Here is a 20,444-nt window from a genome sequence, read left to right on the forward strand (position 1 = left end):
TATTTGCTGCCCCCCGAGGGGGCGCAGGCCTCCCTTGGGGCGGCCCGGCGGGAGGCCTGATGCTCTACAAGCGCAACCCCCAACTCAACAAGAACGGCGAGCTGATCCACCTGCTGTCGATCGAGGGCCTGCCCAAGGACATCGTCACGCACATCCTCGACACCGCGGCCAACTTCACGAGCGTCAGCGACCGCGAGGTCAAGAAGGTGCCGCTGTTGCGCGGCAAGAGCGTGTTCAACCTGTTCTTCGAGAACTCGACGCGCACCCGCACCACCTTCGAGATCGCGGCCAAGCGGCTGTCGGCCGACGTGATCAACCTCGACATCGCGCGCTCCTCGGCGACCAAGGGCGAGTCGCTGCTCGACACCATTGCCAACCTGAGCGCGATGGCCGCCGACCTGTTCGTGGTCCGCCACAGCGAGTCGGGCGCGCCCTACCTGATCGCCCAGCACGTGGCGCCGCACGTGCACGTGGTGAACGCGGGCGACGGGCGGCATGCGCACCCGACGCAGGGCCTGCTCGACATGTACACGATCCGCCACTACAAGAAGGACTTCTCCAACCTGACGGTGGCGATCGTCGGCGATGTGCTGCATTCGCGCGTGGCGCGCTCCGACATCCACGGGCTCACCACGCTGGGCTGCGCCGAGGTGCGTGTGGTCGGGCCCAAGACCCTGGTGCCGTCGGACATGGCGCAGATGGGCGTGCGCGTGTGCCACACGCTCGAGGAAGGCATCAAGGACTGCGACGTGATCATCATGCTGCGGCTGCAAAACGAGCGCATGAGCGGGGCGCTGCTGCCTTCGTCGCAGGAGTTCTTCAAGACCTTCGGCCTCACGCCCGAGAAGCTGCAGCTCGCCAAGCCGGATGCGATCGTGATGCACCCGGGACCGATCAACCGCGGCGTCGAGATCGACTCGGCGGTGGTCGACGGCCGCCAGAGCGTGATCCTGCCGCAGGTCACTTTCGGGATCGCGGTCCGCATGGCCGTGATGAGCATCGTCGCAGGTAACGAAGCATGAAATGGCGGGTGCTCGGCGACTGCGCGCCCCGATCCCGCGCCTGCGCTGCTCGCCGTACGCATGTACGGCTGCGCTGCTCGACGCGACCTCGGGCCGCTCGCTACGCCGCTCCCCCGCCATTTCCCGTCGCTGAGTAGAGAACCAACATGAATATTCTTATCGTCAACGGGCGCGTGGTGGACCCGGCTTCGAACCTCGACCGGCAGGCGGACATCGCGATCGCCGACGGCGTCGTGCAGGCCATCGGCGATGTCTCGCCCGAGTTCCGGCCCGAGCGCACGCTCGACGCCCAGGGCTGCCTCGTCGTGCCCGGCCTGGTCGACCTGGCGGCGCGGCTGCGCGAGCCCGGCTACGAGCACGAGGGCATGCTCGAGAGCGAGATGGGCGCGGCCGTGGCCGGCGGCGTCACCAGCCTGGTCTGCCCGCCCGACACCGACCCGGTGCTCGACGAGCCGGGGCTGGTCGAGATGCTCAAGTTCCGGGCCGAGAAGATGCAGCGCGCGCGCCTGTTCCCGCTCGGTGCGCTGACGCGCGGGCTGGCCGGCGAGGTGCTGACCGAGATGGCCGAGCTGACCGAGGCCGGCTGCATCGGCTTCGGCCAGGCCGAGGTGCCGCTGGGCAACACGCAGGTGCTGCAGCGTGCGCTGCAGTATGCGAGCACCTTCGGCTACACGGTGTGGCTGCGGCCGCAGGAGCGCGACCTCGGCCGCGGCGTCGCCGCCAGCGGGCCGCTGGCGACGCGTCTCGGCCTGGCCGGGGTGTCGGTCGCGGCCGAGACCATCGCCATCTTCACCATCGTCGAGCTGATGCGCAGCACCGGCACCCGGGTGCACCTGTGCCGCCTGTCGAGCGCGGCCGGGGTCGCGCAGGTGCGCGCGGCCAAGGCCGAGGGCCTGCCGATCAGCTGCGACGTCAGCATCAATTCGCTGCATCTGGCCGACACCGACATCGGTTTCTTCGACAGCCGCGCGCGCCTCAATCCGCCGCTGCGCCAGCAGCGCGACCGCGACGCGCTGTCGGCCGGGCTGGCCGACGGCACCATCGACGCGCTGGTGTCCGACCACACGCCGGTGGAAGCCGATGCCAAGACGCTGCCCTTCGCCGAAAGCGAGCCCGGCGCGACCGGTCTCGAGCTGCTGCTGCCGCTGGCGCTGCTGTGGGGTGAGCAGAGCGGCGCCGGCCTGCGGCGCGCGATCGAGGTCGTGAGCGCCGCGCCGGCGCGGCKGCTGAACGCCGAAGGCGTGGGCCGGCTGGCCGCGGGAGGCGCGGCCGACCTCTGCGTGGTCGACCCGACGCACGAGTGGCTGGTGCGGCCCGAGACGCTCAAGAGCCAGGGCAAGCACACGCCCTTCGGCGACTACGCGATGCGCGGACGGGCCCGTTTCACGCTCGTGGGTGGTCGGGTGGTGCACGGCTGATGCACGCCCTGTCCGCCAGCTGGAAGCTGCTGCGCGCGATCGCGCACGCGTTGGCCGGCTGGTGGACCATCCGGACCCGGTTTCCCCGGCTTTCGCCCGCAGAGCGCGAACAGCGCGTCCAGCAATGGGCCGAGCGCATGCTGAACCTGATGGGCGTCCGCCTCACGGTGCTGGGCACCCCGCCCATGCAAGGGCCGGTGCTGGTGGTGTCGAACCATCTGTCCTGGCTGGACATCCTGGCGATCCATGCGGCGCGGCATGTGCGCTTCGTTTCCAAGGCGGGGGTGGGCCAATGGCCGCTGATCGGCACCCTGTCGACCGGTGCCGGCACGCTCTACATCGAGCGCGAGCGCCGGCGCGACGCGGTGCGCGTGGTGCATCACATGACCGAGGCGCTGCGCGCGGGCGACGTGATCGCGGTCTTTCCCGAGGGCACCACCAGCGACGGCGGCGGCCTGCTGCCCTTCCACGCCAACCTGCTGCAGGCGGCGATCTCGGCCGGCGCGCCGGTGCAGCCGGCCGCGCTGCGCTTTGCCGATGCGACCAGCGGCGAAACCAGCCATGCGCCGCGCTACATCGGCGACGACAACCTGCTGAGTTCGCTCTGGGCCACTCTGAAAGCGCCGCCGCTGCTGGCGATCGTGCGATTCGGCGAGCCCCAGTCATCGCTGGGCCGCGATCGCCGCGTCTGGGCGAAGACCTTGCACACCGACGTCCAGGCGCTGCGCCGCGAACTCAAGTAGGGCCTGCTCAGCGCAACGCAGCGTTAAGATGACAGCATACTGTCAATCAAGGAAGTTCTCATGCGAACCGTCGTCCTCTACGCCCTCGACACCATGGCCGACTGGGAGTACGGTTACCTCGTAGCCGGGCTCGCCATGGCCAGTAGCTCGGCCTCCGGCGAGCTTCATCTCGTGGTCGCTGCCGATGGGCCTGGGCCGGTCCGGACGATGGGCGGCCTCACTGTCGTCCCGGATGCCGACCTCAACGACCTCAACCCCGCCGATATCGCCGCTCTCGTCCTGCCCGGAGCCACGACCTGGAGCGCCGGGCACGACGTCGCACTCCGTCTGGCCGGCGAGTGCAAGGACCGCGGGGCGGTCGTCGCCGCCATCTGCGGGGCGACCTACGGACTGGCTCGCGTGGGTCTGCTCAACGATCGCGACCACACGAGCAATGCGCCGGATTTCCTGGCCGCAGCCGAGGGATACACCGCACACGCCAGGTACCGGGCCACCACGACGGTGTCGGACCGCGGTGTGATCACCGCACCAGCCACGGCCCCTGTCGACTTCGCTCGCGCGGTATTCGAACGCCTTGAGCTGTTCGCACCGCCCACGCTCGACGCATGGTACGGGCTCTACACGACGGGTGAGCGGAAGTACTTCGACCGTCTTCAGCAAGCTGAGCAGTGACGGGCGAGCCTGAGAAGGGTCGGGCGACGACAGCCGGCGTGGTGCCACGCGGAACGCAGACGGACAGCTCGGCACCAGACGACGCCAGCCCGACCCGCACCGTAGCCGGAGACGCGCTGACCCGGCTGGTCCTGCCAGCCTTCGAACTCAACGGCGAGTTCCTCGCCGCCGCTCGTGACATCACGCTGCCCGTCGATCTCACCCCGGCAGGATGGCAGGTCCTCGGCGCTACTCTAGAGAAGGCGCTGACTATCGCGGAGATCGCCCGCCGGGTCGGTCTCGGGTTGGCGCGTCAGAGTGTGCAGCGGACGGCCGACGTCTTGGTCGAGGCGGGTTGGGCCGAATATCTACCCAACCCCCAACACAGGCGAGCGAACCTGCTCCAGCCGACCGACAAGGGACGTCAGACCGTCGCCGGTCTGCGGTTCGCGCAGTACGCCTGGGCCGACGCCGTCGGGGAGGAAGTCGGGGAGGAAGAACTGCTGCGGTTGCTCGACGGCATGAGGCGGGTCATCGCGGCATCCCAGAAGTACCGTTCGAGATAGGGGTTATCGCCGCCGCGCAGGGACGCATATCTCAATGGCGACAACAAGGTGCGATTTCCGTTGACTCAGTCAAAGGCCGGCATCGTAAGTGGTTGATTCGTTTGGCGTTTCAAGGGCGAACCGTACCCAACCGCGCCGCAAGGACGATTACTCTCAGCGCGGCAGCAGGCCCAGGTAATGGTCGAGCATCTGGAAGTGATCGTCCAGGAATCGGTTCTCGAGCTCGCACAGCCCGGCGATCGGCGCCCATTCGGCGGCCTCGGCATCGTCGCCGGCCTGCAGGCGCGGCATTTTCCGTTCGCCCAGATCGAAGAAATGACCGTGCGTGATGGTCCGGCCGCGCTGGCTGCGGTCGGGCCGGTCGAACACGTCGGTGGCCTTGAGGCAGGCGCGCAGCGTGGCGGGCGGCAGTGCCAGGTGGGTTTCCTCGTCGAGTTCGCGCAGGGCCGCCTGCTGGGTGGTCTCGCGCTGTTCCAGGAAACCTCCAGGCACCGCTAACAGCCCCTTGCCCGGTGCCTGGCCGCGCCGGATGAGCAGCACGCGGTCGCGGCACTTGACGACGCAATCGACCGTGACGAGCACCGGGGGATAGGGGGCCGCCGCCCATGAGGCGTCGTACCGGCGCATCAGCTCGGCCTCCTGCGCGAGCGGCTCGAACAGCGGTTGTGCGCTCCAGGCGCGCAGGAAATCGACAGTGCTTGCCGGCAACTCGCCGCCCAGCGCCTCCAGGCTGGACTGCGGTGCGGCGAACAGGGCGTCGCGCATGGCGCTGGCGCGGCGCACTGGCACGCCGTCCGCCGCGCGCAGTGCCCAGCCGGAGAAGGCGTGCAGGTAGTCGCGGGTCGCATCCCTGAGGTGGCCGACCAGCAGGGTCGAGGCAGGTGGCGGCCCGCCCTCCGCGGCCGTGGCCTGGGCCACCGCCAGGCGCACGGCGGCGATCCAGCGGGTTTCGTCGAAATAGTCCCGCACCGGTACGCAGAGCAGGCGCCGGCGCTGCGATTCGGGCACGGCGCTGCGGATCATTTGCGCCCGTTCCTGCCAGTCGAAAGGGTGCTTCGGCGAACGGGCCTGGAACGCCGAGCCGATCACCACGACCACGCGCGGCGCCGCCTCGAGCGCCAATTCCAGGAGCGCAAGGTGTCCATTGTGGAATGGCTGGAATCGGCCGATGAGGACGGCGAGGCCGCTGTCAGCATCAATTCGCTGCATCTGGCCGACACCGACATCGGTTTCGACCCCGCAGACGAATGGCAGGTGCGGACCGAGGCGCTCGCGAGCCTGGGCAAGCACACGCCGTTCAGCGGCCACGCGATGCGTGGCCGGGCCCGCTTCACGCTGGTCGGCGGCCGCGTGGTTCACGGCTGAGCGCCGCGCCGGAAACTGCACCATGGACGTCCTCTCGGTTCCGACTGCTGCGCGCGATCATGCACGCGCTGGCCGGTTGGTGGATTATCCGCATGCGGTTTCCGCGCCTGTCGCCGGCCGAGCGCGAGCAGCAGGTCCAGCAGTGGGCCGGGCGGATGCTGAATCTGCTCGGCATCAGCCTCACGGTGCTCGGCACGCCGCCCGCACACGGCCCGGTGCTGCTGATCAGCAACCATCTCTCGTGCCTGGACATCCTCACGATCGAGTTGTTGCTTGAGGGGGACTTCATGGGCGAATTGCACCAAGTGCTTATATCCATCAAGAGATCGTGGCCTTATGCTGCGCTGGCCTTCCTGCCCCCTGCAGCAGGCTTTCACTCGAAAAACTCTCTGAGGAACCCCATGAGCAAAATTCTCGCCATCATGATCGCCGGACTCTTCGCCGCGAGCGCCCACGCGCAAGCCCCCAAGGGCGCCTCGTCGGAAAGTGCTCCGATCATGAACAGCAAGCCCCAGGAGCGTGCCGAAGCCAAGGTCGACGCCCGGCCGCAGGGCAAGATCAAGCCCGTGGGCGGAGACACCCTGAACACGCCCGAGGGCGGCGCGATCGGCACCGGCAAGTCCGCCGCCGCGGGCCAGAAGCGCGAAGCCACGCGCAACGCCCGCCATCCGGACCGCAAGGTGAACCCGCAGGGCGGCACGCCGAACTGATCCGCCACCGGGCGCCGGAACGGGGCATGGCGCCGAGCGCGCCGTCGGCGCCCTAGCTCCGGCCGGAACCGGCTTGCAGCGGCGTCAGCGCCTTGCGAGCCTTGGCGCGGGCGAGCGCGTCTTCACGCTCGGCGCCGGGGATCCGATCAAGCCCGGGCCAGCGAGGTTTCGCGGCTGCGGTCGAGGTCCGCCAGAAGCTCCGGGGTCGTCATGAGGCGCAAGGCGTCGACCTCGGAGGATTCGTCGCCGCCCGACAGGAAGCGGAGCTTGAACGTACCGATCGAGACTTCGTCGCCGCTGGCCAGGATGAACGATTGCACTTTGGTGCCGTTGACGTAGACGCCGTTGCGGCTGCCCAGGTCGTGAATCGTCGCGAACGGTCCATCCATCGTGACGACGGCGTGGCGCCGGCTCACGTGCATCGAGTCGAGCGCAATGTCGTTGGTCGAAGCCCGACCGATGGTGGTTTCCCCCGCGAGCAGGGCAACCTGCTTGGTCCTGGCGGGACCCTTCATCAGAATTAGTTTCGGCATGCGTCCCCAGCTCTCCGATATGTAACACATTATTGTTACATCAAACGGCGGGGCTGCCTGATCGGAAGCTGAACAACGGCCGCAAGCCGTTGCGATGGTGTCTGGTGCCCTCGACAGGAATCGAACCTGTATCTGAGTCTTAGGAGGACCCCGTTCTATCCATTGAACTACGAGGACCAGAGCGCCCCGAACTTTACCAGTTCGCCCCGCCGTCCCTTCCGTTCAATGGCCTGCGTAGCCAGGCCCGTGGGTGAAACACCGTGGAACCGGCTTTGCCGGGCCACTGGTGTTGCCCCCGGTAGGGGGTGGGCGCCCCGACACGCAGTGCGGGGCAACCTGGGGGCGAGCCACGTCTAGTCGAACTGCACGGTGTAGATGAGGTCGATCGCGCTCTGCTGCCCCGCCTGCGCCCGCAGCGTGAGCCGCCGCGTCAGGTCGTAGAAGATGAACAGCGAGCCCAGCGTCCCGCCGAGGCTGTGCTCGTAGGTGATGTAGAAGTCCCGCGCGACGCGCTTGCCCACGGTGACTGCGGAATCGCGCACGTCGCCGCCGCTGCCCGGGCCCTTGAAGCCGATCTCGTCGAGGCCGAAGCGGCTCGCCAGTCCGCCGCCGCTGCCGCCGCCGAGGCCGCCGAGCAGCGCCAGCGCGGCCTGCTGCAGCAGCACCGACTCGCCGCCGCTGGTGGCCGAGGCGCGCCCCAGCACCAGCCAGGTGAGGGTCTCCTGGTCCGACAGCTGCGGGTCCGAATAGAGGCGCACGCGTGGCGACTGCGCGGTGCCGGTGATCGCGACGCCGGCGCGCTGCGAGATGTTCGGCCGGATCGCGAGGATGTCGAGCTGCGGGTTGTCGAAGGGGCCGTTGAAGCGTGCCACACCGGTCTCGATGTTGAGCGCCTGCCCGTAGGCGCGGTACTGGCCGGCGACGGTGCGGATCTCGCCGGTGATGCGCGGCGGGGCGTTCAACGCGGTGCTGCGGATGTCGAGCCGGCCCTCCAGCCGGGTCGTGATGCCGCGGCCCTGGACGGCGAAATCGGTGCCGAGATCGAACTTCACCGCGATGTCCGGCGGTTTCGCGGTCTGGGCCCGGGCGACTTCCGTCTGGTTTTCGGCCGCCCGGCGCTGCGCCTGCGCCGCGGCTTCCCGATCGATCGCCGCCGAGCGGATCACCACGTCGCTGCCCAGGCTGGGCGCGGTCTGGTCGGGCAGGATGATGACGGCGCGGTCGGTCTTCAGATCGCCGCGCACCGTGAACTGCCCGTCCGTGAGCCGGGCCTGCAGGTCGCCCGACAGCGTGACCTGGCGATCGGCGCGCACCAGCACGCGCAGCGCGCGCAACTGGGCCTGGACCGACATGCGGATGCCGGTTCCGGCGCCGGCGGCCGGCGCGGCGCCCCAGGCCAGTTCGCCGCGCGCCGAGATGGTGCCGCCGTCGCGCGCGGCCTCGCTGGCCGCGGTGCTGAGGTTCCCGCTCTGGCCGGGGATGCGCGTCTGGGCCCCGGTGCCGCCCTTGAGGGTGAATTCGCTGATCTCGACCCGGTTGCCCGCGAGCGTGGCCCGGAGCCGCCCGTCGCGCAGGTCCAGCCCCTCGACCAGCGCCCGCAGCGCCAGCTGGTCGGCGCTCAGGGTGCCGTTCCAGCGCGGGTCGCGGCGGCTGCCCGCGAGCGTGGCGTCGGCTTCCAGCGTGCCTGCCATCCGCCAGCCTGGCGGCGCCAGCATCGACCAGACGCCCAGGTTCGGCATCTTCGCCGTGACCCGTCCCGCGAGCGGCGCGTCGTCGCCCCACTGCCAGCCGCCTTGGCGCTGCTGCACCCGCGTGCTCGCCTCGACCCGGATCTCGCCGGCCCGTTCGCTGTCCCAGGCCAGGTTGGCGCGCACGGTGTCGCCCTCGGCGTCCAGCGTGAGCTCGGCGCGGCGCAGGCCGGCCGGCGTGCTGGTGCCGGGGCCGACGGCGGCGTCCATGGTGCGTTCGCTGGCCGTTCCCGTCCCATGGCTGTGGATGCGCGTGACCAGCGCGGCTTCGCCGGCCTGGACCCGGAGGTCGCCGCTCTCGCGCATCAGGCGGGCCTTCGCGCGCAGCGTGTCGCCGGCGTCGATGTCCCACTCGCCGTTGAACAGCAGGTCGCCGCTGAAGCCGACCTGCGCCAGCGTGTCGCCGTTGCCCAGCAGCTCCGCCCAGGCCATCGGCAAGCCCTGCAACCGGCCCCTGGACTGCAGGCGGAAGGCGCGCAGCGCCTCGCTGCCGGTGCGGCTGAAGCGCAGCGGCTGCCAGTCGATCTTCACCGTGCCGGGCACCGGGCCTTTGAGCGTCGCGGCCGCCGCGGAGGCTTCCACGTCGAGCCTCGGGCTGTCGCCCGGGACGGTGCGCACCTTGGCGCTGACCGGGCTGGTGAGTTCCAGTACCCACGGCTTGGCGTCGGGACGCGCGCTGTCGAGCGCCTGGACCCGCAGGCTGGCCAGCGTCGCATTCCACTGGTGCCTGCGTTCGATGCCACCGCTGGCGCGGGTGTCGAGCGTGAGCTTGCGGCTGCCGCTGGTGGCTTCGCCCTTCAGGGCCAGCGTCGCCTGGGACAGGCTGCCCGACAGCTCGGCGCGCACGCCGCTCAGGTTGACCGGGTCGAGGGGCGTGCCGGTCTCGGGCGGCGGCAGCTTCAGTTCGAGCTTGGGGACGGTCAGCGTGGCCTGCAGCGTCGGCTCGGCCGCGCCGCGCGGGGCTGGTTCGCCGGCGCTCTGCAGCCGTCGCTGGATCGCCTGCCAGCCCCCGCGCCAGCTGGCGTCGAGTCGGGCGTTGCCTTGCAGCGCCGCGCCGGCGAACAGGCCCTCGAGTTCGGGCAGCGCTTCGATCCAGTGCTGCAGCGCGGCCGCGTCCTCGACCCGGGCCTGGACTTCGCCGCCGCCCGTGGCCGGCGCGATGCGGCCATCGACCAGCACCGTGGCGCCCGGCACGACCAGGTTCAGCCTGCCGCTGCCGGCCTCTTCGTCGACGCGCAGTTGCAGCCGGCCTTCCACGCTGGCGCGCTGGGCCTCGATGCGCAGGCTGCGCAGGTCGAGCACCTGGTCTTGCCACTGGCCCTTGGCGAGCGCGCGCTCCAGCCGCAGGCCCTGCAGGTCGCCTGCGGCGCCGGCGCCGCCCTCGGCCTGCAGCGCGAGGTCGAACTGCAGCGCTTCGCCGGCCTGCTCGGCCTGGATGCGACCGCTCACCGGCGCGCCATCGAGCCGGGTGTGGAGCGCGCCGGGCTTCACGCCCCGCACGGTGGCCTTCGCCTGCCAGGGGGCCGGCGCGGGGCTCCAGCTGCCTTCGGCTTCGATGCGGCCGCCACCGGCGCGCATGCTCGCCTGCGGCAGTGTCCAGGTGCGGCCGTCGAACCGGGCGCGGGCATCGAGCTGCTCGACCGGCAGCTTCGCCTCGTCCCAGGGACCCGGCAACGCGTTGCGGATCTGCGCGCTGGCCTGCCAGGCCTGCGCGCCGCCCGTGGCCGTGGCGTCGGGACCGGCCTCGATCTCGCCACTCAGCAGCGTGGCGGGTGCTTCCGGCCAGAGGCGCCCCAGGTCGACGTTCTGCAACTCGGCCTTGGCGTCGATCACGGGCTGCGGCTGCCAGGGTGCCAGGTTGGCCTGCAGCCGCGCCTGCATCGGCTTTTCCGCGCCTTCCTCGACGGGGTGGAGTTCGGCGGCCACCGCAAGGCGCGCATCCGCACCGGCCAGCGCGCCCTTGACGCTCGCCTCGGCCCGGACGTCGATGCTGCGGTCCTGCGCCAGCGGCGCGCGCACCCGGCCGTTCAGCGTGGCGTCGATCGCCATCGGCGCCGGCCCCTGCAGGCGAAGCTGTGCGTCGTAGTGGCCGTCAGCGATGTCGACGCCGGCGATCTCGAGCTGGTGGTGTGCGTCGGCGTAGCGGTAGCTGCCTTCGAGCTGGGTCGCCTGCAGGGCAGGGGGGCCGGCCCAGCGCAGTTCGTCGATCTTGAAAGGCAGGTCCACCGTCACCGGCAGAACGAGCTGTTCGATCGGCTCTACCGGCGTGCTCTCGGCCGGGGTGCGACGCTCGATCGTCACCTGCGCCGCGTGCACCTCGCCGAGCTGCACCCGGCGCCGCAGCAGCGGCGCCAGCTGCCAGCCGATGCGGGCATCCCTGACCTCGACGGCGAGGCTTTCGCTCTCCCAGCGCAGCCAGCCGATGCGCCCGCCGGCGCGCAGCGATCCGGTCACCTCTCGACTCTCCAGCGACTGTCCGGCCGGCAGGTAGCGTGCCGTGCGCGCCAATGCGAAGGCCAGCGACTGGTCCGACCCCAGCCACCACCAGGCCCCCGCGCCCAGCAGCAGCACCAGCGCCACCAGCCCGGTGACCCCCCACGCCAGCGCGCGCAAGGCGCGCTGGCCGCGCGAGCGCCGCACCGCCGGTGCGGGCGTGGTTGCCGTGTGGTCGTCAGTCGTCATGAAGCAGGCGAGGTGGCATCTAGAACGTGAAGCCCAGACGCAGGTGGAGCCGGAATTCGTGCACCTGGATGCCGTAGGCCAGATCCATCTGCACCGGCCCGATCGGGCTGGCCCAGCGTGCGCCGACGCCCACCCCCACCTTCGCTGCCATTTCGGCGGGCCGGTCGGCCACTGCGCCGACATCGACGAACACGGTGCTGTCCCAGGCGGTCAGTTGGCCGTCGTAGACGAAGGGCCGTTGCCACTCGACGCTCGCCACGCCGAGGTAGCGCCCGGCGATGACCTGGCCGTCGGGCTTGACGGCGCCGATCGAACGGTAGCCGTAGCCGCGCACCGTGGTGTCGCCGCCGGTGAGGAAGTTCAGGGTCGACGGAATCTGGGCGCGGTCCGCGGCGTTCACCGCGCCGGCTTCGGCGCGCAGCTGGACGCGGGCATTGCGGGTCTGGGTCCGGTCGGCGTTGCTCACCGTGCCGGCCGGAATGAAGCCGGTCCAGCGCACGTAGGTGCGCGCGAAGGGCAGTTGATCGCCGCTCAGCGTGTAGCCGGCGGCCAGTTCGAGCGCAACGCCCTGGCCGCGCGTCGGTGCCGCCGCGTTGTCGAAATAGCGGCCGGTCCAGCCCCAGTTGAGGCTCAGTGCCGAGGCCGATGGCGGTGGATTGAAACCGTGGTTCTGCGCATAGTCGTACTGCAGGTAGGCGCTGCGGTCGATGTGGTCGCCGGCCTTGCTGCGGCCGCCCCGCAGACGCCCGCTGTCGACCGTGAAGCTGCCCGACACCTCGCTCTTCAGCAGCGCCGACGAAAAGGAGCGCCAGCCGCTGTCGTCGGGGATCGCGCTCCACTCGGTGCCCAGCGATTGCGTGTCGCGGTCGAGCGTGAGCTTCGACACGGCGCGCCAGCCGAGCAGCGGCATGTCGTTGTGCGAGTGGTCGATCGACAGGCGAGCGCCGCTGTCGGTGGTGAAGCCGACGCCCAGCACCACCCGCTGCAGCGGCGCCTCGCGCACCTGGGCGATCACGGGCGCCGCGAGTGGGTCGGATTGGGTGTCGATCGTGAGGAACACCGAGTTGAAGTAGCCGCTGCTCGCCAGCCGTTGCTGGGCGTCGAGCAACTGCTGCTGGTCGTAGTCGGCGCCGGTGGGCACGCGCGCGAGCCGGCGCACGTTGTCGGCGGGGTAGCGCTGGTTGCCGTTCACCACCAGCGGCCCGAAGCGAAAGGCCGGCCCGGAGGCGTAGGTCGCGCTGAGCCTGGCCTCGCTGCGGTCGGCGTCGATCTCGGCCTGGCTCGTGAGAATGCTGCCCGTGGGATAGCGCCTGGCCGTCAGGCTGCGCAAGGCCGCGGCCTTCGCGTTGTCCCAGGCCTGCTGGTTGAACGGCTGGCCTGCGCGCAGCGCCCAGCCGGTTCGTATCGCATCGCGCTGCGACTCGGAGGCGGGGTCCTCCGCGATCGGCCCGCTGAAGCCGATCTGGACGTTGCTCACCTGCGTGATCGGGCCGGGCTCGACCGTGATCCTCACCTCCCGCGGCGCCTTGCCGCCGGGCGTCTCCCGGAGTTCTAGCGTGAGGGTCGGCGTGAAATAGCCGAGAGTGTTGAGCAGCTCCCGCGCATTGGCTTCGGCGGCGACCATCAACCGCGAGATCTCGATCGCGCCGAGATCGTCGACCTCGCGAAAGCGCTGGATCTCCAGATGGCGCTCGAGGTAGTCGCGCACCATCTTCGGCGCCTGGACGTCGACCGTGAAGGCCTCGCCGGCGGCCCGGCCTTCGCTCGCCACGGGGCTGGCGGTCGCGTCCGATTCTGCTGCGTCCTTCTGGGGCAACAGACTGCAACCTGGCAAAAAGAGAACGGCTGCAAACAACAACGCCGGCAACCACGCCGGCGCATACGATCGGACCACCCTAAGCATGCGGCGATTCTGACAGCATGCTCAAGGGCTTCGAGGCGCCCTGACGGCCGGCTTCGCTCAGCGCCGAACGGCCTTTCGCGCCAGCGACCATAGCAGCGGCGGCATGAGCATCCGGGCGATGGCCTTGACCTGGTCGACCCGGTACCTCTGCATGAAGACGGTGCCGGCTTCGACGCCGTGCTGCTTGCCGGCGAGCGGGCTGCTGTAGTAATAGGCCGCCACCGAGCGGCGCGGGCGTCCGTCGGGCGCCTGCAGCGGCTGGGTATGGCCGTGGTAGCTGGCAGGGCCGTGCGGCAGCACGATCGTGCGGCCGAATTCGGGTTGCACATTGCTGACGCAGCGCTTCTTGTTCTTGTCCCAGAGTTCCAGCGCCGAGCCCCAGGCGGGATCCCAGCCCTTGTTGAGGTAGGTGATGAAGACCATCTCGTTCTTCAGACCCAGGTGGGGATGGCGATTGAAGTCCCGATGGATGGCGAAGGTGGCTCCGGTCCGGCTCTCGTGCAGCCCGCCGCCGAACAGCTTGGGATCGGGCAGCAGATAGGGCACGCCGCTGATCGAGGACAGCCATTCGCTGAACCAGCCCGAATTGATGAGGTCGAAATAGAGTTGCGAGGCCGGGCCCAGCTGGACATTGAAGCCTGAACGCCGAAGCAGTTCGTATCTGCTCTTGATGTCGGCCCAGTTCTCCCGCGGCAGCAGATCGAATTCTTCGGTCACGAGATCGAGCAACAGCGGATGAAAGATGCCGTCCAGGACCAGGTGCGGAAATGGCTTGGCGTCGCGCATCTGCTGGCGCAGGCTGTCGCGTCGCGCGGCGGAAAAAAGCGTGTGGTCGACGAGCTCGGCCAGCGGCAGACGCACTCCCCGGATGCAGAGATAGTCTTCTCGCGGCCCAAGCAGGGGAGCCAGCGACACCACCGGTATCGGTTTCGCATGAACCGGGATGTCGACGTGATGCGACAGCAAGGCAGACATGATCCCCTCCAAATCGTGGGGTGGAATTGAATCTTTAAGTTTTAACTGTAACGTAAAGATTCGGTTGCCTGCACTTTTTTTACATGTCTGCCGCGGCTTCGCTGCCCGGCCCCCCGAAGTGCGCTACTTCGAGAGCAGCCGCATGGCGTCCTCGAGGCCGCGCAGCGTCAACGGGTACATGCGGTGGGACACCAGCTGCTGCATCACGGCGATGCTCTGGCGGTACTGCCAGACGCCCTGGGGTTCGGGGTTGATCCAGGCGAACTTCGGGAAGGCGTGCGTCAGCCGCTGCATCCACTCGGCACCGGCCTCTTCGTTGTTGTATTCGACGCTGCCGCCCGGCTGCAGGATCTCATACGGGCTCATGGTCGCGTCGCCGACGAAGATCAGCTTGTAGTCCTTGTTGTACTTGCGGATGATGTCCCAGGTCGCGAACTTCTCGGAGAAGCGGCGGCGGTTGTTCTTCCACATGAAGTCGTAGACGCAGTTGTGGAAGTAGTAGAACTCCAGGTGCTTGAACTCGGTCTTGACGGCCGAGAACAGTTCCTCGACGCGCTGGATGTGCTCGTCCATGGTGCCGCCGACGTCCATCAGCAGCAGCACCTTGACGTTGTTGTGGCGCTCGGGCCGCATCTTGATGTCGAGGTAGCCGGCGTTGGCCGCGGTCGAGTGGATGGTGTCGTCGAGGTCCAACTCTTCTTCATGCCCCTCGCGCGCGAACTTGCGCAGGCGCCTGAGGGCGATCTTGATGTTGCGGGTGCCGAGTTCCTGGCTGTCGTCGTAGTCCTTGTAGGCGCGCTGGTCCCAGACCTTGACCGCGCTCTTGTTCTTGCCGGCGCCGCCGATGCGCACGCCCTGCGGGTTGTAGCCGCCATGGCCGAAGGGCGAGGTGCCGCCGGTGCCGATCCACTTGTTGCCGCCCTCGTGGCGCTCCTTCTGCTCCTCGAAGCGCTTCTTGAGGGTCTCCATGAGCTCGTCCCAGCCCATCTTCTCGATCTTGGCCTTTTCCTCGGCCGTGAACTCGCGCTCGAGCGTCTTGCGCAGCCAGTCGAGCGGCACTTCCTTGGTGAAGTCGGCCAGCATTTCGACGCCCTTGAAGTAGGCGGCGAAGGCGCGGTCGAACTTGTCGTAGTGCTTTTCGTCCTTCACCAGCGCGGTGCGCGAGAGGTAGTAGAAGTCGTCGAGGCCGAAGGCGCCGTCGGAATTCGGGCCGACCACGTCGGCCTGCAGCGCCTCCAGCAGCGTCAGGTATTCCTTGACCGATACCGGCAGCTTGGCCGAACGCAGGGTGTAGAAAAAGTCGATCAGCATGGCGAATCACTCCCGGTCGGAGGCAGGGGTTCGGGGCTTGTCCAGCAGGTAGAGCAACTGCGCCCGCACTTCGGGCCATTCGCCCGAGCGCAGGCTGTACATCACGGTGTCGCGGATGGTGCCGTCACGGCGCATCGCATGGCCGCGGATCACGCCATCCCTGCGGGCGCCGAGCCGCTCGATCGCGCGCTGCGAGGCATGGTTGAAGTTGTCGGTGCGCCAGCCCACCACATGGCAGCCCAGGGCGTCGAAGGCATGCGTGAGCATCAAGAGCTTGCAGGTGGTGTTGACGTGCGTGCGCTGGCAGCGCTTCGCATACCAGGTGTAGCCGATTTCGACCCGTTTCACTGCGGGCAGGATGTCGTGGAAGCTGGTGCTGCCGAGCACCGTGCCGCTGGCTTCGTCGGTGACGGCGAAGGCGAAGCGGTTGCCGTCCTCGCGCATCTTCAGTGCAGCCTCGATGTAGCCGCGCGTGTCCTTGGGTTCGGGCACCGAGGTCACACGGAGGTTCCAGAGTTCGCCGTCGGCGGCGGCGGCGCGCAGGCCGTCCTCGTGGGCCAGCGACAACGGCACCAGCGCGATGCCGCGCGACCGCAGCGTGACAGGCTCGACGAATGCCATCCTCAACTCCTGGGGTTGCCGTACTTGCGCACGTACCAGGCGCGCGCGAGTTGGGCACCGGCGCCACCGCCGAGGCCGATCAGCAGGATGCCGAAGATCGCGTTATTGGTGTAGCCGCCGGGGCCGAAGGCGTCGAGGCCCAGCAGCAGACCGAACCAGCGGCCGAGCAGCGCGCCGGCGACGAACAGCACCGCCTGCGCCACGCCGAACAGCATCAACTGCCTGGTCGGGTGCTTTCCAGCGTTCATCGGTTGTTGCGCTGCATGAAGACGAGCTTCTCGAACAAGGTCACGTCCTGCTCGTTCTTGAGCAGCGCGCCGACCAGCGGCGGCACCGCGACCTTGTCGTCCTTGCTCTGCAGCGCCTCCAGCGGAATGTCCTCGGCCACCAGCAGCTTGAGCCAGTCGAGCAGTTCGGAGGTCGAGGGCTTCTTCTTGAGACCGGGCAGGTTGCGCACGTCGTAGAAGGTCTTCATGGCCGCGGTCAGGAGTTCCTGCTTGAGGCCGGGGAAGTGCACCGCGACGATGCTTTTCATCGTTTCCGCGTCGGGGAACTTGATGTAGTGGAAGAAGCAGCGGCGCAGGAAGGCGTCGGGCAGCTCTTTCTCGTTGTTGGAGGTGATGAACACCACCGGCCGGTGCTTGGCGCGGATCAGCTCGCGCGTCTCGTAGCAGTAGAACTCCATGCGGTCGATCTCGCGCAAGAGATCGTTCGGGAATTCGATGTCGGCCTTGTCGATCTCGTCGATCAGGAGCGCCACCGGTTCGTCCGCAGTGAAGGCCTGCCACAGCACGCCCTTGACGATGTAGTTGTGGATGTCCTTCACGCGCTCGTCGCCGAGCTGCGAATCGCGCAGCCGGCTCACGGCGTCGTATTCGTACAGACCCTGCTGCGCCTTGGTGGTCGACTTGATGTGCCACTGCAGCAGCGGCAGGTTGAGGGCCTGGGCCACTTCCTCGGCCAGCATCGTCTTGCCGGTGCCGGGCTCGCCCTTGACGAGCAGGGGACGTTTGAGCGTGATGGCGGCATTGACCGCGAGCATCAGATCCTGAGTGGCAACGTAGTTGTCTGAACCCTTGAATTTCATGGAATGGCGTGGTGCGGAGGGTGGTTGAAAGAACACAACATCGATTCTTCGTCCGCGGGGGCCGCGAGGAGCCCCCATATAATCAAATGTTGATTTGAAACAAGTTTCTCCACGAGATTGTGCGCGCAAAATGAACAAGTTGTTGACCACGATGTTTGCCCTGGCTGTCGCCTGCGTGACGGTCTCGGCCCAGGCCCAGAAGATCACCGGCAATGCTGAAGCCGGGGCCAAGAAGACTGCGATGTGCGTGGGCTGCCACGGCATCATCGGCTACCAGGCGAGCTTTCCCGAGATCCACAAGGTGCCGATGATCGCGGGCCAGAGTTCCAGCTACATCGTCTCCGCGCTCACGCAGTACAAGGGCGGCGAGCGCAAGCACCCGACCATGCGCGCCATCGCCGACTCGCTGAGCGAGCAGGACATGGCCGACCTCGGCGCCTACTACAGCCAGCTCGGCCTGAAGGAAGGCGACGCGCCGCCGGCCACCGCCAAGACGCCCAGCGACAAGGTCCAGGCCCTGATCTCGCGCGACAAGGACAACGCCTGCACCAAGTGCCATGGCGCCAACTTCAACACGCCCAACGACGGCACCGTGCCGAAGCTCGCGGGCCAGTACGCCGACTACCTCTATGTGGCGCTCAAGTCGTACAAGGCGCAGAACCATGCCCAGCTCGGCCGTTCGAACGGCGTGATGAGCGGACAGGCCAAGAAGTACACCAACCCCGAGATCAAGGAACTCGCCGCCTACATCAGCTCGCTGCCCGGCGAACTGAAGACGGTGCCGGAGTCGCGCTTCCACCACGCCGACTGAACGGCTCTCGCGCCAGTTGAAAAGCCCGCTTCCGCGGGCTTTTTGCTTTGTGACTGTGCGCGGTGCTCAGGCCGGCGCCGGGCCGCCAGCGCGGCGAGGTCCGCGCTTCGCGCAGACGGGCGGCCTGCTGCTTCCCCCTCGGGGGGCAGCGACCACACGAAGTGAGGGAGCGTGGGGGCCTCAATCCCGCGTGGCGCGGCGCTGCACGCAGGCCACGTAGGCCTCGCCGTCGGGCGGGCGGCCGGCGCGCTGGCTCTCCCACATCATCTGGCCCAGGCACTCCATCGCTTCGTGGTGGGCGTCGAGCAGCGAGTCGCGGCGCGCCGCCAGCAGTTCGACTGCCTGGCGGATGCCGCGCGGCTGGTCGATCGAGCACTGCTCGCTGATCGACAGGTGCATCGACAGGTGCAGGAAGGGGTTCTCGCGCCCGTCCTTGCCGTCGTAGACGCGCGCCACCGCGGCGGCGGCGTCGGCCAGGTCGGCGTGGTATTCGGGGTGCTCGTCGATCCAGCGGCTGGCGATGATCTCGAGCGCTTCCATCGGCTCGCCGCGGCGGCTCTTGGCGAAGACGTCGCAAAAGAAGCGACGCACTTCCTCTTGGGAGGGATTGAACATCCGCCAAGATTAGCACCGGCCCCACAGGCGGCGCCGGGCCGCTACATTGCTGAGCCATGGACCGCCTCGAAAACATAGAGACATTCGTTCGCGTCGCGCAGACCCAGAGCTTCGCCGAGGCCGCGCGGCAGATGCGGGTGTCCAAGTCGGTGGTCACCAGCCGCGTGAAGCAACTCGAGGACCATGTGGGCGCGCCGCTGTTCCACCGCAGCACGCGCGTGGTGCGGCTCAGCGACGTCGGCCAGGCCTTCCTGCGCGACTGCACCGAGCTGGTCGGCCGGGCCAACGACATCATGGACCAGATGCGCGACGCCAGGGCCGGGCCCACCGGCACGCTGCGCATCCATGCGCTCACCGGCTTCGTGCTCGGCCACTTCGCGGCGCTGCTGCGCGCCTTCCAGGTCAGCTTTCCGGACATCCATCTGGAGCTGATCGTGAGTGATGCGGTGGTGGACCCGGTCAAGGCGGGCGTGGATTGCGCGCTGCAGATCTTCCCGGCGGCTTCCACCGAACTGGTGTCGAGGCCGCTGTTCCCGGTGCGCCGCGTGTTCTGCGCCACGCCCGAGTACCTGGGAGCGCACGGCATGCCCCAGAGCCCGCGCGACCTGCACAAGCACGCGCTGGGCCTCTATTCGGGCTATCCGACACGCGACCGCTGGACCTTTCACCATGGCGGCGAACAGGTGACGATCTACATGAGCGCCGCCTTGCTCACCAACAGCGTCCACCTGCTGCGCGAGTACGCGCTGGAGCACGCCGGCATCGTCTGCCTGCCGACGCTGGTGGCGGGCGACGCCATCCTGCGCGGCGACCTGCAGGTCGTGCTGCCGGAGCACCAGCTGTCCTCGTTCTCCTTGAGCGCGGTCTATGCGGGCACCTCGCGCAACGCGTTCAAGCTCCGACTCTTCATCGAGCACATCACGGCGGCCTTCGCGAAGGTGCCGCCCTGGGACGCCGCGATGATCGAGCGGGGGCTGCTGCCGCCGGGATTGATCGCCGACAGCTAGCGCGTCGATTGCGGGTAAACCCTGCGCATTGACCGGATTCTCCGAACAATGCGGCCCGGATTTGAGGCCTACCGGAGCGGCCCGCCGTTTCCTACAGTCCATTCATCGCAGTCCATCGCTGCACTGTCTGGCACCTGAGGAGACACACCATGACCGCTGCCTACCAGACCCGCTTCGGGTCCCTCCAGCACTTCGAGAAAGGCCACGTCGAGCCGATCGCCGACGACGTGCGCCACTACGCGTTTTCCAACTGCTTCGACATTGCGAGCAAGAGCAGTCCCTACGAGAAGGTGGTGTTCGGCCAGAACCAGATCTACGTGCTGGAGACGCTGCGCGCCGAAGGCACGTCGCCCTGGTACACCAGCGCGCACGACGAGTTCGCGCTGGTGATGGATGGCGAGGTCGAGGTGCACCTGGTCCAGCTCGACGCCAGCCAGACCGTGGCCGACGCAGAGAAGAACGGCGCCGTGCTCGTGAAGGGCGAACCCAAGGGCCCGAAGATGGGCTGGATGAAGCTCTCGCGCGGCCACCAGGGCCTGCTGCCGAAGAACACGGCCTACCAGTTCCGCACCGCCGGCGCGCCCGGCGTGATCGTGCTGCAGACCTGCAAGGGCGATTTGTCAGTAGAGAAGTGGGCAGACATCTGCCAGTCGCATTGAGCCGCCGAGGAGCACCA

At 68.5% G+C, this 20,444-nt stretch carries 20 protein-coding genes and 1 tRNA gene; 10 read left to right on the forward strand and 11 right to left on the reverse strand.

The genetic code is table 11. The annotated features are described in order from the left end of the window. Nucleotides 1-59 precede the first annotated feature (59 nt). From AC1DYK_RS13210 to AC1DYK_RS13230, 5 genes are all read left to right on the forward strand, one after another. On the forward strand, nucleotides 60-1,022 hold the full coding sequence (locus AC1DYK_RS13210) for an aspartate carbamoyltransferase catalytic subunit (protein WP_286370034.1): 963 nt from the start codon (nucleotides 60-62) through the stop codon (nucleotides 1,020-1,022). Nucleotides 1,023-1,168: 146 nt separating this feature from the next. Next, nucleotides 1,169-2,440 carry a dihydroorotase gene (locus tag AC1DYK_RS13215; protein WP_478166729.1) on the forward strand — a complete coding sequence of 424 codons (1,272 nt, stop codon included), beginning with the start codon at nucleotides 1,169-1,171 and terminating at the stop codon, nucleotides 2,438-2,440. Next, complete coding sequence (locus tag AC1DYK_RS13220; RefSeq protein WP_478166810.1) at nucleotides 2,437-3,183, forward strand: lysophospholipid acyltransferase family protein; 747 nt, start codon at nucleotides 2,437-2,439, stop codon at nucleotides 3,181-3,183. Before AC1DYK_RS13215 ends, AC1DYK_RS13220 begins: the two co-directional genes overlap by 4 nt. Before the next feature lie 60 nt (nucleotides 3,184-3,243). Further along, complete coding sequence (locus AC1DYK_RS13225; RefSeq protein WP_478166730.1) at nucleotides 3,244-3,855, forward strand: DJ-1/PfpI family protein; 612 nt, start codon at nucleotides 3,244-3,246, stop codon at nucleotides 3,853-3,855. Next, nucleotides 3,852-4,400: a MarR family winged helix-turn-helix transcriptional regulator gene (locus AC1DYK_RS13230; RefSeq protein ID WP_478166731.1), complete on the forward strand. Its 549-nt coding sequence runs from the start codon at nucleotides 3,852-3,854 to the stop codon at nucleotides 4,398-4,400. Before AC1DYK_RS13225 ends, AC1DYK_RS13230 begins: the two co-directional genes overlap by 4 nt. 153 nt (nucleotides 4,401-4,553) lie before the next feature. Here AC1DYK_RS13230 and AC1DYK_RS13235 read toward each other — a convergent pair whose 3' ends face one another. Further along, nucleotides 4,554-5,522 (reverse strand): NUDIX domain-containing protein, encoded by a 969-nt coding sequence (locus AC1DYK_RS13235; protein WP_478166732.1) that lies wholly within the window; start codon nucleotides 5,520-5,522, stop codon nucleotides 4,554-4,556. Between the two features lie 15 nt (nucleotides 5,523-5,537). Between AC1DYK_RS13235 and AC1DYK_RS13240 the strand changes: the two genes are divergently transcribed. Together AC1DYK_RS13240 and AC1DYK_RS13245 are read left to right on the forward strand one after the other, a co-directional pair. Then, nucleotides 5,538-5,765 carry a hypothetical protein gene (locus AC1DYK_RS13240; RefSeq protein ID WP_478166733.1) on the forward strand — a complete coding sequence of 76 codons (228 nt, stop codon included), beginning with the start codon at nucleotides 5,538-5,540 and terminating at the stop codon, nucleotides 5,763-5,765. 92 nt (nucleotides 5,766-5,857) lie between these two features. Beyond that, nucleotides 5,858-6,475 (forward strand): hypothetical protein, encoded by a 618-nt coding sequence (locus AC1DYK_RS13245; RefSeq protein WP_478166734.1) that lies wholly within the window; start codon nucleotides 5,858-5,860, stop codon nucleotides 6,473-6,475. 146 nt (nucleotides 6,476-6,621) lie between these two features. On the opposite strand, the gene AC1DYK_RS13250 is transcribed toward AC1DYK_RS13245, so the two are convergent. The 9 genes from AC1DYK_RS13250 to AC1DYK_RS13290 form a co-directional block, all read right to left on the reverse strand. Continuing rightward, nucleotides 6,622-7,008, reverse strand: coding sequence for an FHA domain-containing protein (locus tag AC1DYK_RS13250; protein WP_478166735.1), 387 nt, complete (start codon nucleotides 7,006-7,008; stop codon nucleotides 6,622-6,624). 102 nt (nucleotides 7,009-7,110) lie between these two features. Next, nucleotides 7,111-7,185 (reverse strand) — tRNA-Arg (locus tag AC1DYK_RS13255). A 176-nt stretch (nucleotides 7,186-7,361) separates the two neighbouring features. Further along, nucleotides 7,362-11,438, reverse strand: a complete 4,077-nt coding sequence (locus AC1DYK_RS13260) for a translocation/assembly module TamB domain-containing protein (protein WP_478166736.1) — start codon at nucleotides 11,436-11,438, stop codon at nucleotides 7,362-7,364. Between the two features lie 19 nt (nucleotides 11,439-11,457). Then, complete coding sequence (locus tag AC1DYK_RS13265) at nucleotides 11,458-13,341, reverse strand: autotransporter assembly complex protein TamA (protein ID WP_478166737.1); 1,884 nt, start codon at nucleotides 13,339-13,341, stop codon at nucleotides 11,458-11,460. Nucleotides 13,342-13,398: 57 nt separating this feature from the next. Continuing rightward, the gene (locus AC1DYK_RS13270; RefSeq protein WP_478166738.1) at nucleotides 13,399-14,316 is read right to left on the reverse strand and encodes a 2OG-Fe(II) oxygenase; all 918 of its coding nucleotides are present in this window, start codon (nucleotides 14,314-14,316) and stop codon (nucleotides 13,399-13,401) included. Between the two features lie 123 nt (nucleotides 14,317-14,439). Then, nucleotides 14,440-15,627, reverse strand: a complete 1,188-nt coding sequence (locus tag AC1DYK_RS13275) for a vWA domain-containing protein (RefSeq protein WP_478166739.1) — start codon at nucleotides 15,625-15,627, stop codon at nucleotides 14,440-14,442. Between the two features lie 6 nt (nucleotides 15,628-15,633). Continuing rightward, on the reverse strand, nucleotides 15,634-16,248 hold the full coding sequence (locus AC1DYK_RS13280) for a GNAT family N-acetyltransferase (protein WP_478166740.1): 615 nt from the start codon (nucleotides 16,246-16,248) through the stop codon (nucleotides 15,634-15,636). A gap of 2 nt (nucleotides 16,249-16,250) precedes the next feature. Continuing rightward, nucleotides 16,251-16,496 (reverse strand): hypothetical protein, encoded by a 246-nt coding sequence (locus tag AC1DYK_RS13285; RefSeq protein ID WP_478166741.1) that lies wholly within the window; start codon nucleotides 16,494-16,496, stop codon nucleotides 16,251-16,253. Beyond that, the gene (locus tag AC1DYK_RS13290) at nucleotides 16,493-17,335 is read right to left on the reverse strand and encodes an AAA family ATPase (RefSeq protein ID WP_478089332.1); all 843 of its coding nucleotides are present in this window, start codon (nucleotides 17,333-17,335) and stop codon (nucleotides 16,493-16,495) included. Before AC1DYK_RS13290 ends, AC1DYK_RS13285 begins: the two co-directional genes overlap by 4 nt. A 130-nt stretch (nucleotides 17,336-17,465) precedes the next feature. On the opposite strand from AC1DYK_RS13290, the gene AC1DYK_RS13295 reads away from it, so the two are divergent. After that, nucleotides 17,466-18,146 carry a c-type cytochrome gene (locus tag AC1DYK_RS13295; protein ID WP_478166742.1) on the forward strand — a complete coding sequence of 227 codons (681 nt, stop codon included), beginning with the start codon at nucleotides 17,466-17,468 and terminating at the stop codon, nucleotides 18,144-18,146. A 180-nt stretch (nucleotides 18,147-18,326) separates the two neighbouring features. On the opposite strand, the gene AC1DYK_RS13300 is transcribed toward AC1DYK_RS13295, so the two are convergent. After that, on the reverse strand, nucleotides 18,327-18,761 hold the full coding sequence (locus AC1DYK_RS13300) for a DUF1841 family protein (protein ID WP_478166743.1): 435 nt from the start codon (nucleotides 18,759-18,761) through the stop codon (nucleotides 18,327-18,329). Nucleotides 18,762-18,817: 56 nt separating this feature from the next. Between AC1DYK_RS13300 and AC1DYK_RS13305 the strand changes: the two genes are divergently transcribed. Both AC1DYK_RS13305 and AC1DYK_RS13310 read left to right on the forward strand, forming a co-directional pair. Beyond that, on the forward strand, nucleotides 18,818-19,768 hold the full coding sequence (locus AC1DYK_RS13305; protein ID WP_478166744.1) for a LysR family transcriptional regulator: 951 nt from the start codon (nucleotides 18,818-18,820) through the stop codon (nucleotides 19,766-19,768). Between the two features lie 149 nt (nucleotides 19,769-19,917). Then, entirely contained in the window at nucleotides 19,918-20,427 is a 510-nt protein-coding gene (locus AC1DYK_RS13310; protein ID WP_478166745.1) for a cupin domain-containing protein, read from the forward strand. The last annotated feature ends 17 nt before the right edge of the window (nucleotides 20,428-20,444 follow it).

Source organism: Variovorax sp. P2_H12 (genome assembly GCF_056403395.1).

Excerpts from the sequence above, each read along its gene's own strand:
- AC1DYK_RS13210 (WP_286370034.1), top strand. The coding sequence starts at position 60 with ATGCTCTACAAGCGCAACCCCCAACTCAACAAGAACGGCGAGCTGATC.
- AC1DYK_RS13225 (WP_478166730.1), top strand. The coding sequence starts at position 3,244 with ATGCGAACCGTCGTCCTCTACGCCCTCGACACCATGGCCGACTGGGAG.
- AC1DYK_RS13245 (WP_478166734.1), top strand. The coding sequence starts at position 5,858 with ATGCGGTTTCCGCGCCTGTCGCCGGCCGAGCGCGAGCAGCAGGTCCAG.
- AC1DYK_RS13250 (WP_478166735.1), bottom strand. The coding sequence starts at position 7,008 with ATGCCGAAACTAATTCTGATGAAGGGTCCCGCCAGGACCAAGCAGGTT.
- AC1DYK_RS13260 (WP_478166736.1), bottom strand. The coding sequence starts at position 11,438 with ATGACGACTGACGACCACACGGCAACCACGCCCGCACCGGCGGTGCGG.
- AC1DYK_RS13265 (WP_478166737.1), bottom strand. The coding sequence starts at position 13,341 with ATGCTTAGGGTGGTCCGATCGTATGCGCCGGCGTGGTTGCCGGCGTTG.
- AC1DYK_RS13270 (WP_478166738.1), bottom strand. The coding sequence starts at position 14,316 with ATGTCTGCCTTGCTGTCGCATCACGTCGACATCCCGGTTCATGCGAAA.
- AC1DYK_RS13275 (WP_478166739.1), bottom strand. The coding sequence starts at position 15,627 with ATGCTGATCGACTTTTTCTACACCCTGCGTTCGGCCAAGCTGCCGGTA.
- AC1DYK_RS13280 (WP_478166740.1), bottom strand. The coding sequence starts at position 16,248 with ATGGCATTCGTCGAGCCTGTCACGCTGCGGTCGCGCGGCATCGCGCTG.
- AC1DYK_RS13285 (WP_478166741.1), bottom strand. The coding sequence starts at position 16,496 with ATGAACGCTGGAAAGCACCCGACCAGGCAGTTGATGCTGTTCGGCGTG.
- AC1DYK_RS13290 (WP_478089332.1), bottom strand. The coding sequence starts at position 17,335 with ATGAAATTCAAGGGTTCAGACAACTACGTTGCCACTCAGGATCTGATG.
- AC1DYK_RS13295 (WP_478166742.1), top strand. The coding sequence starts at position 17,466 with ATGAACAAGTTGTTGACCACGATGTTTGCCCTGGCTGTCGCCTGCGTG.
- AC1DYK_RS13300 (WP_478166743.1), bottom strand. The coding sequence starts at position 18,761 with ATGTTCAATCCCTCCCAAGAGGAAGTGCGTCGCTTCTTTTGCGACGTC.
- AC1DYK_RS13305 (WP_478166744.1), top strand. The coding sequence starts at position 18,818 with ATGGACCGCCTCGAAAACATAGAGACATTCGTTCGCGTCGCGCAGACC.
- AC1DYK_RS13310 (WP_478166745.1), top strand. The coding sequence starts at position 19,918 with ATGACCGCTGCCTACCAGACCCGCTTCGGGTCCCTCCAGCACTTCGAG.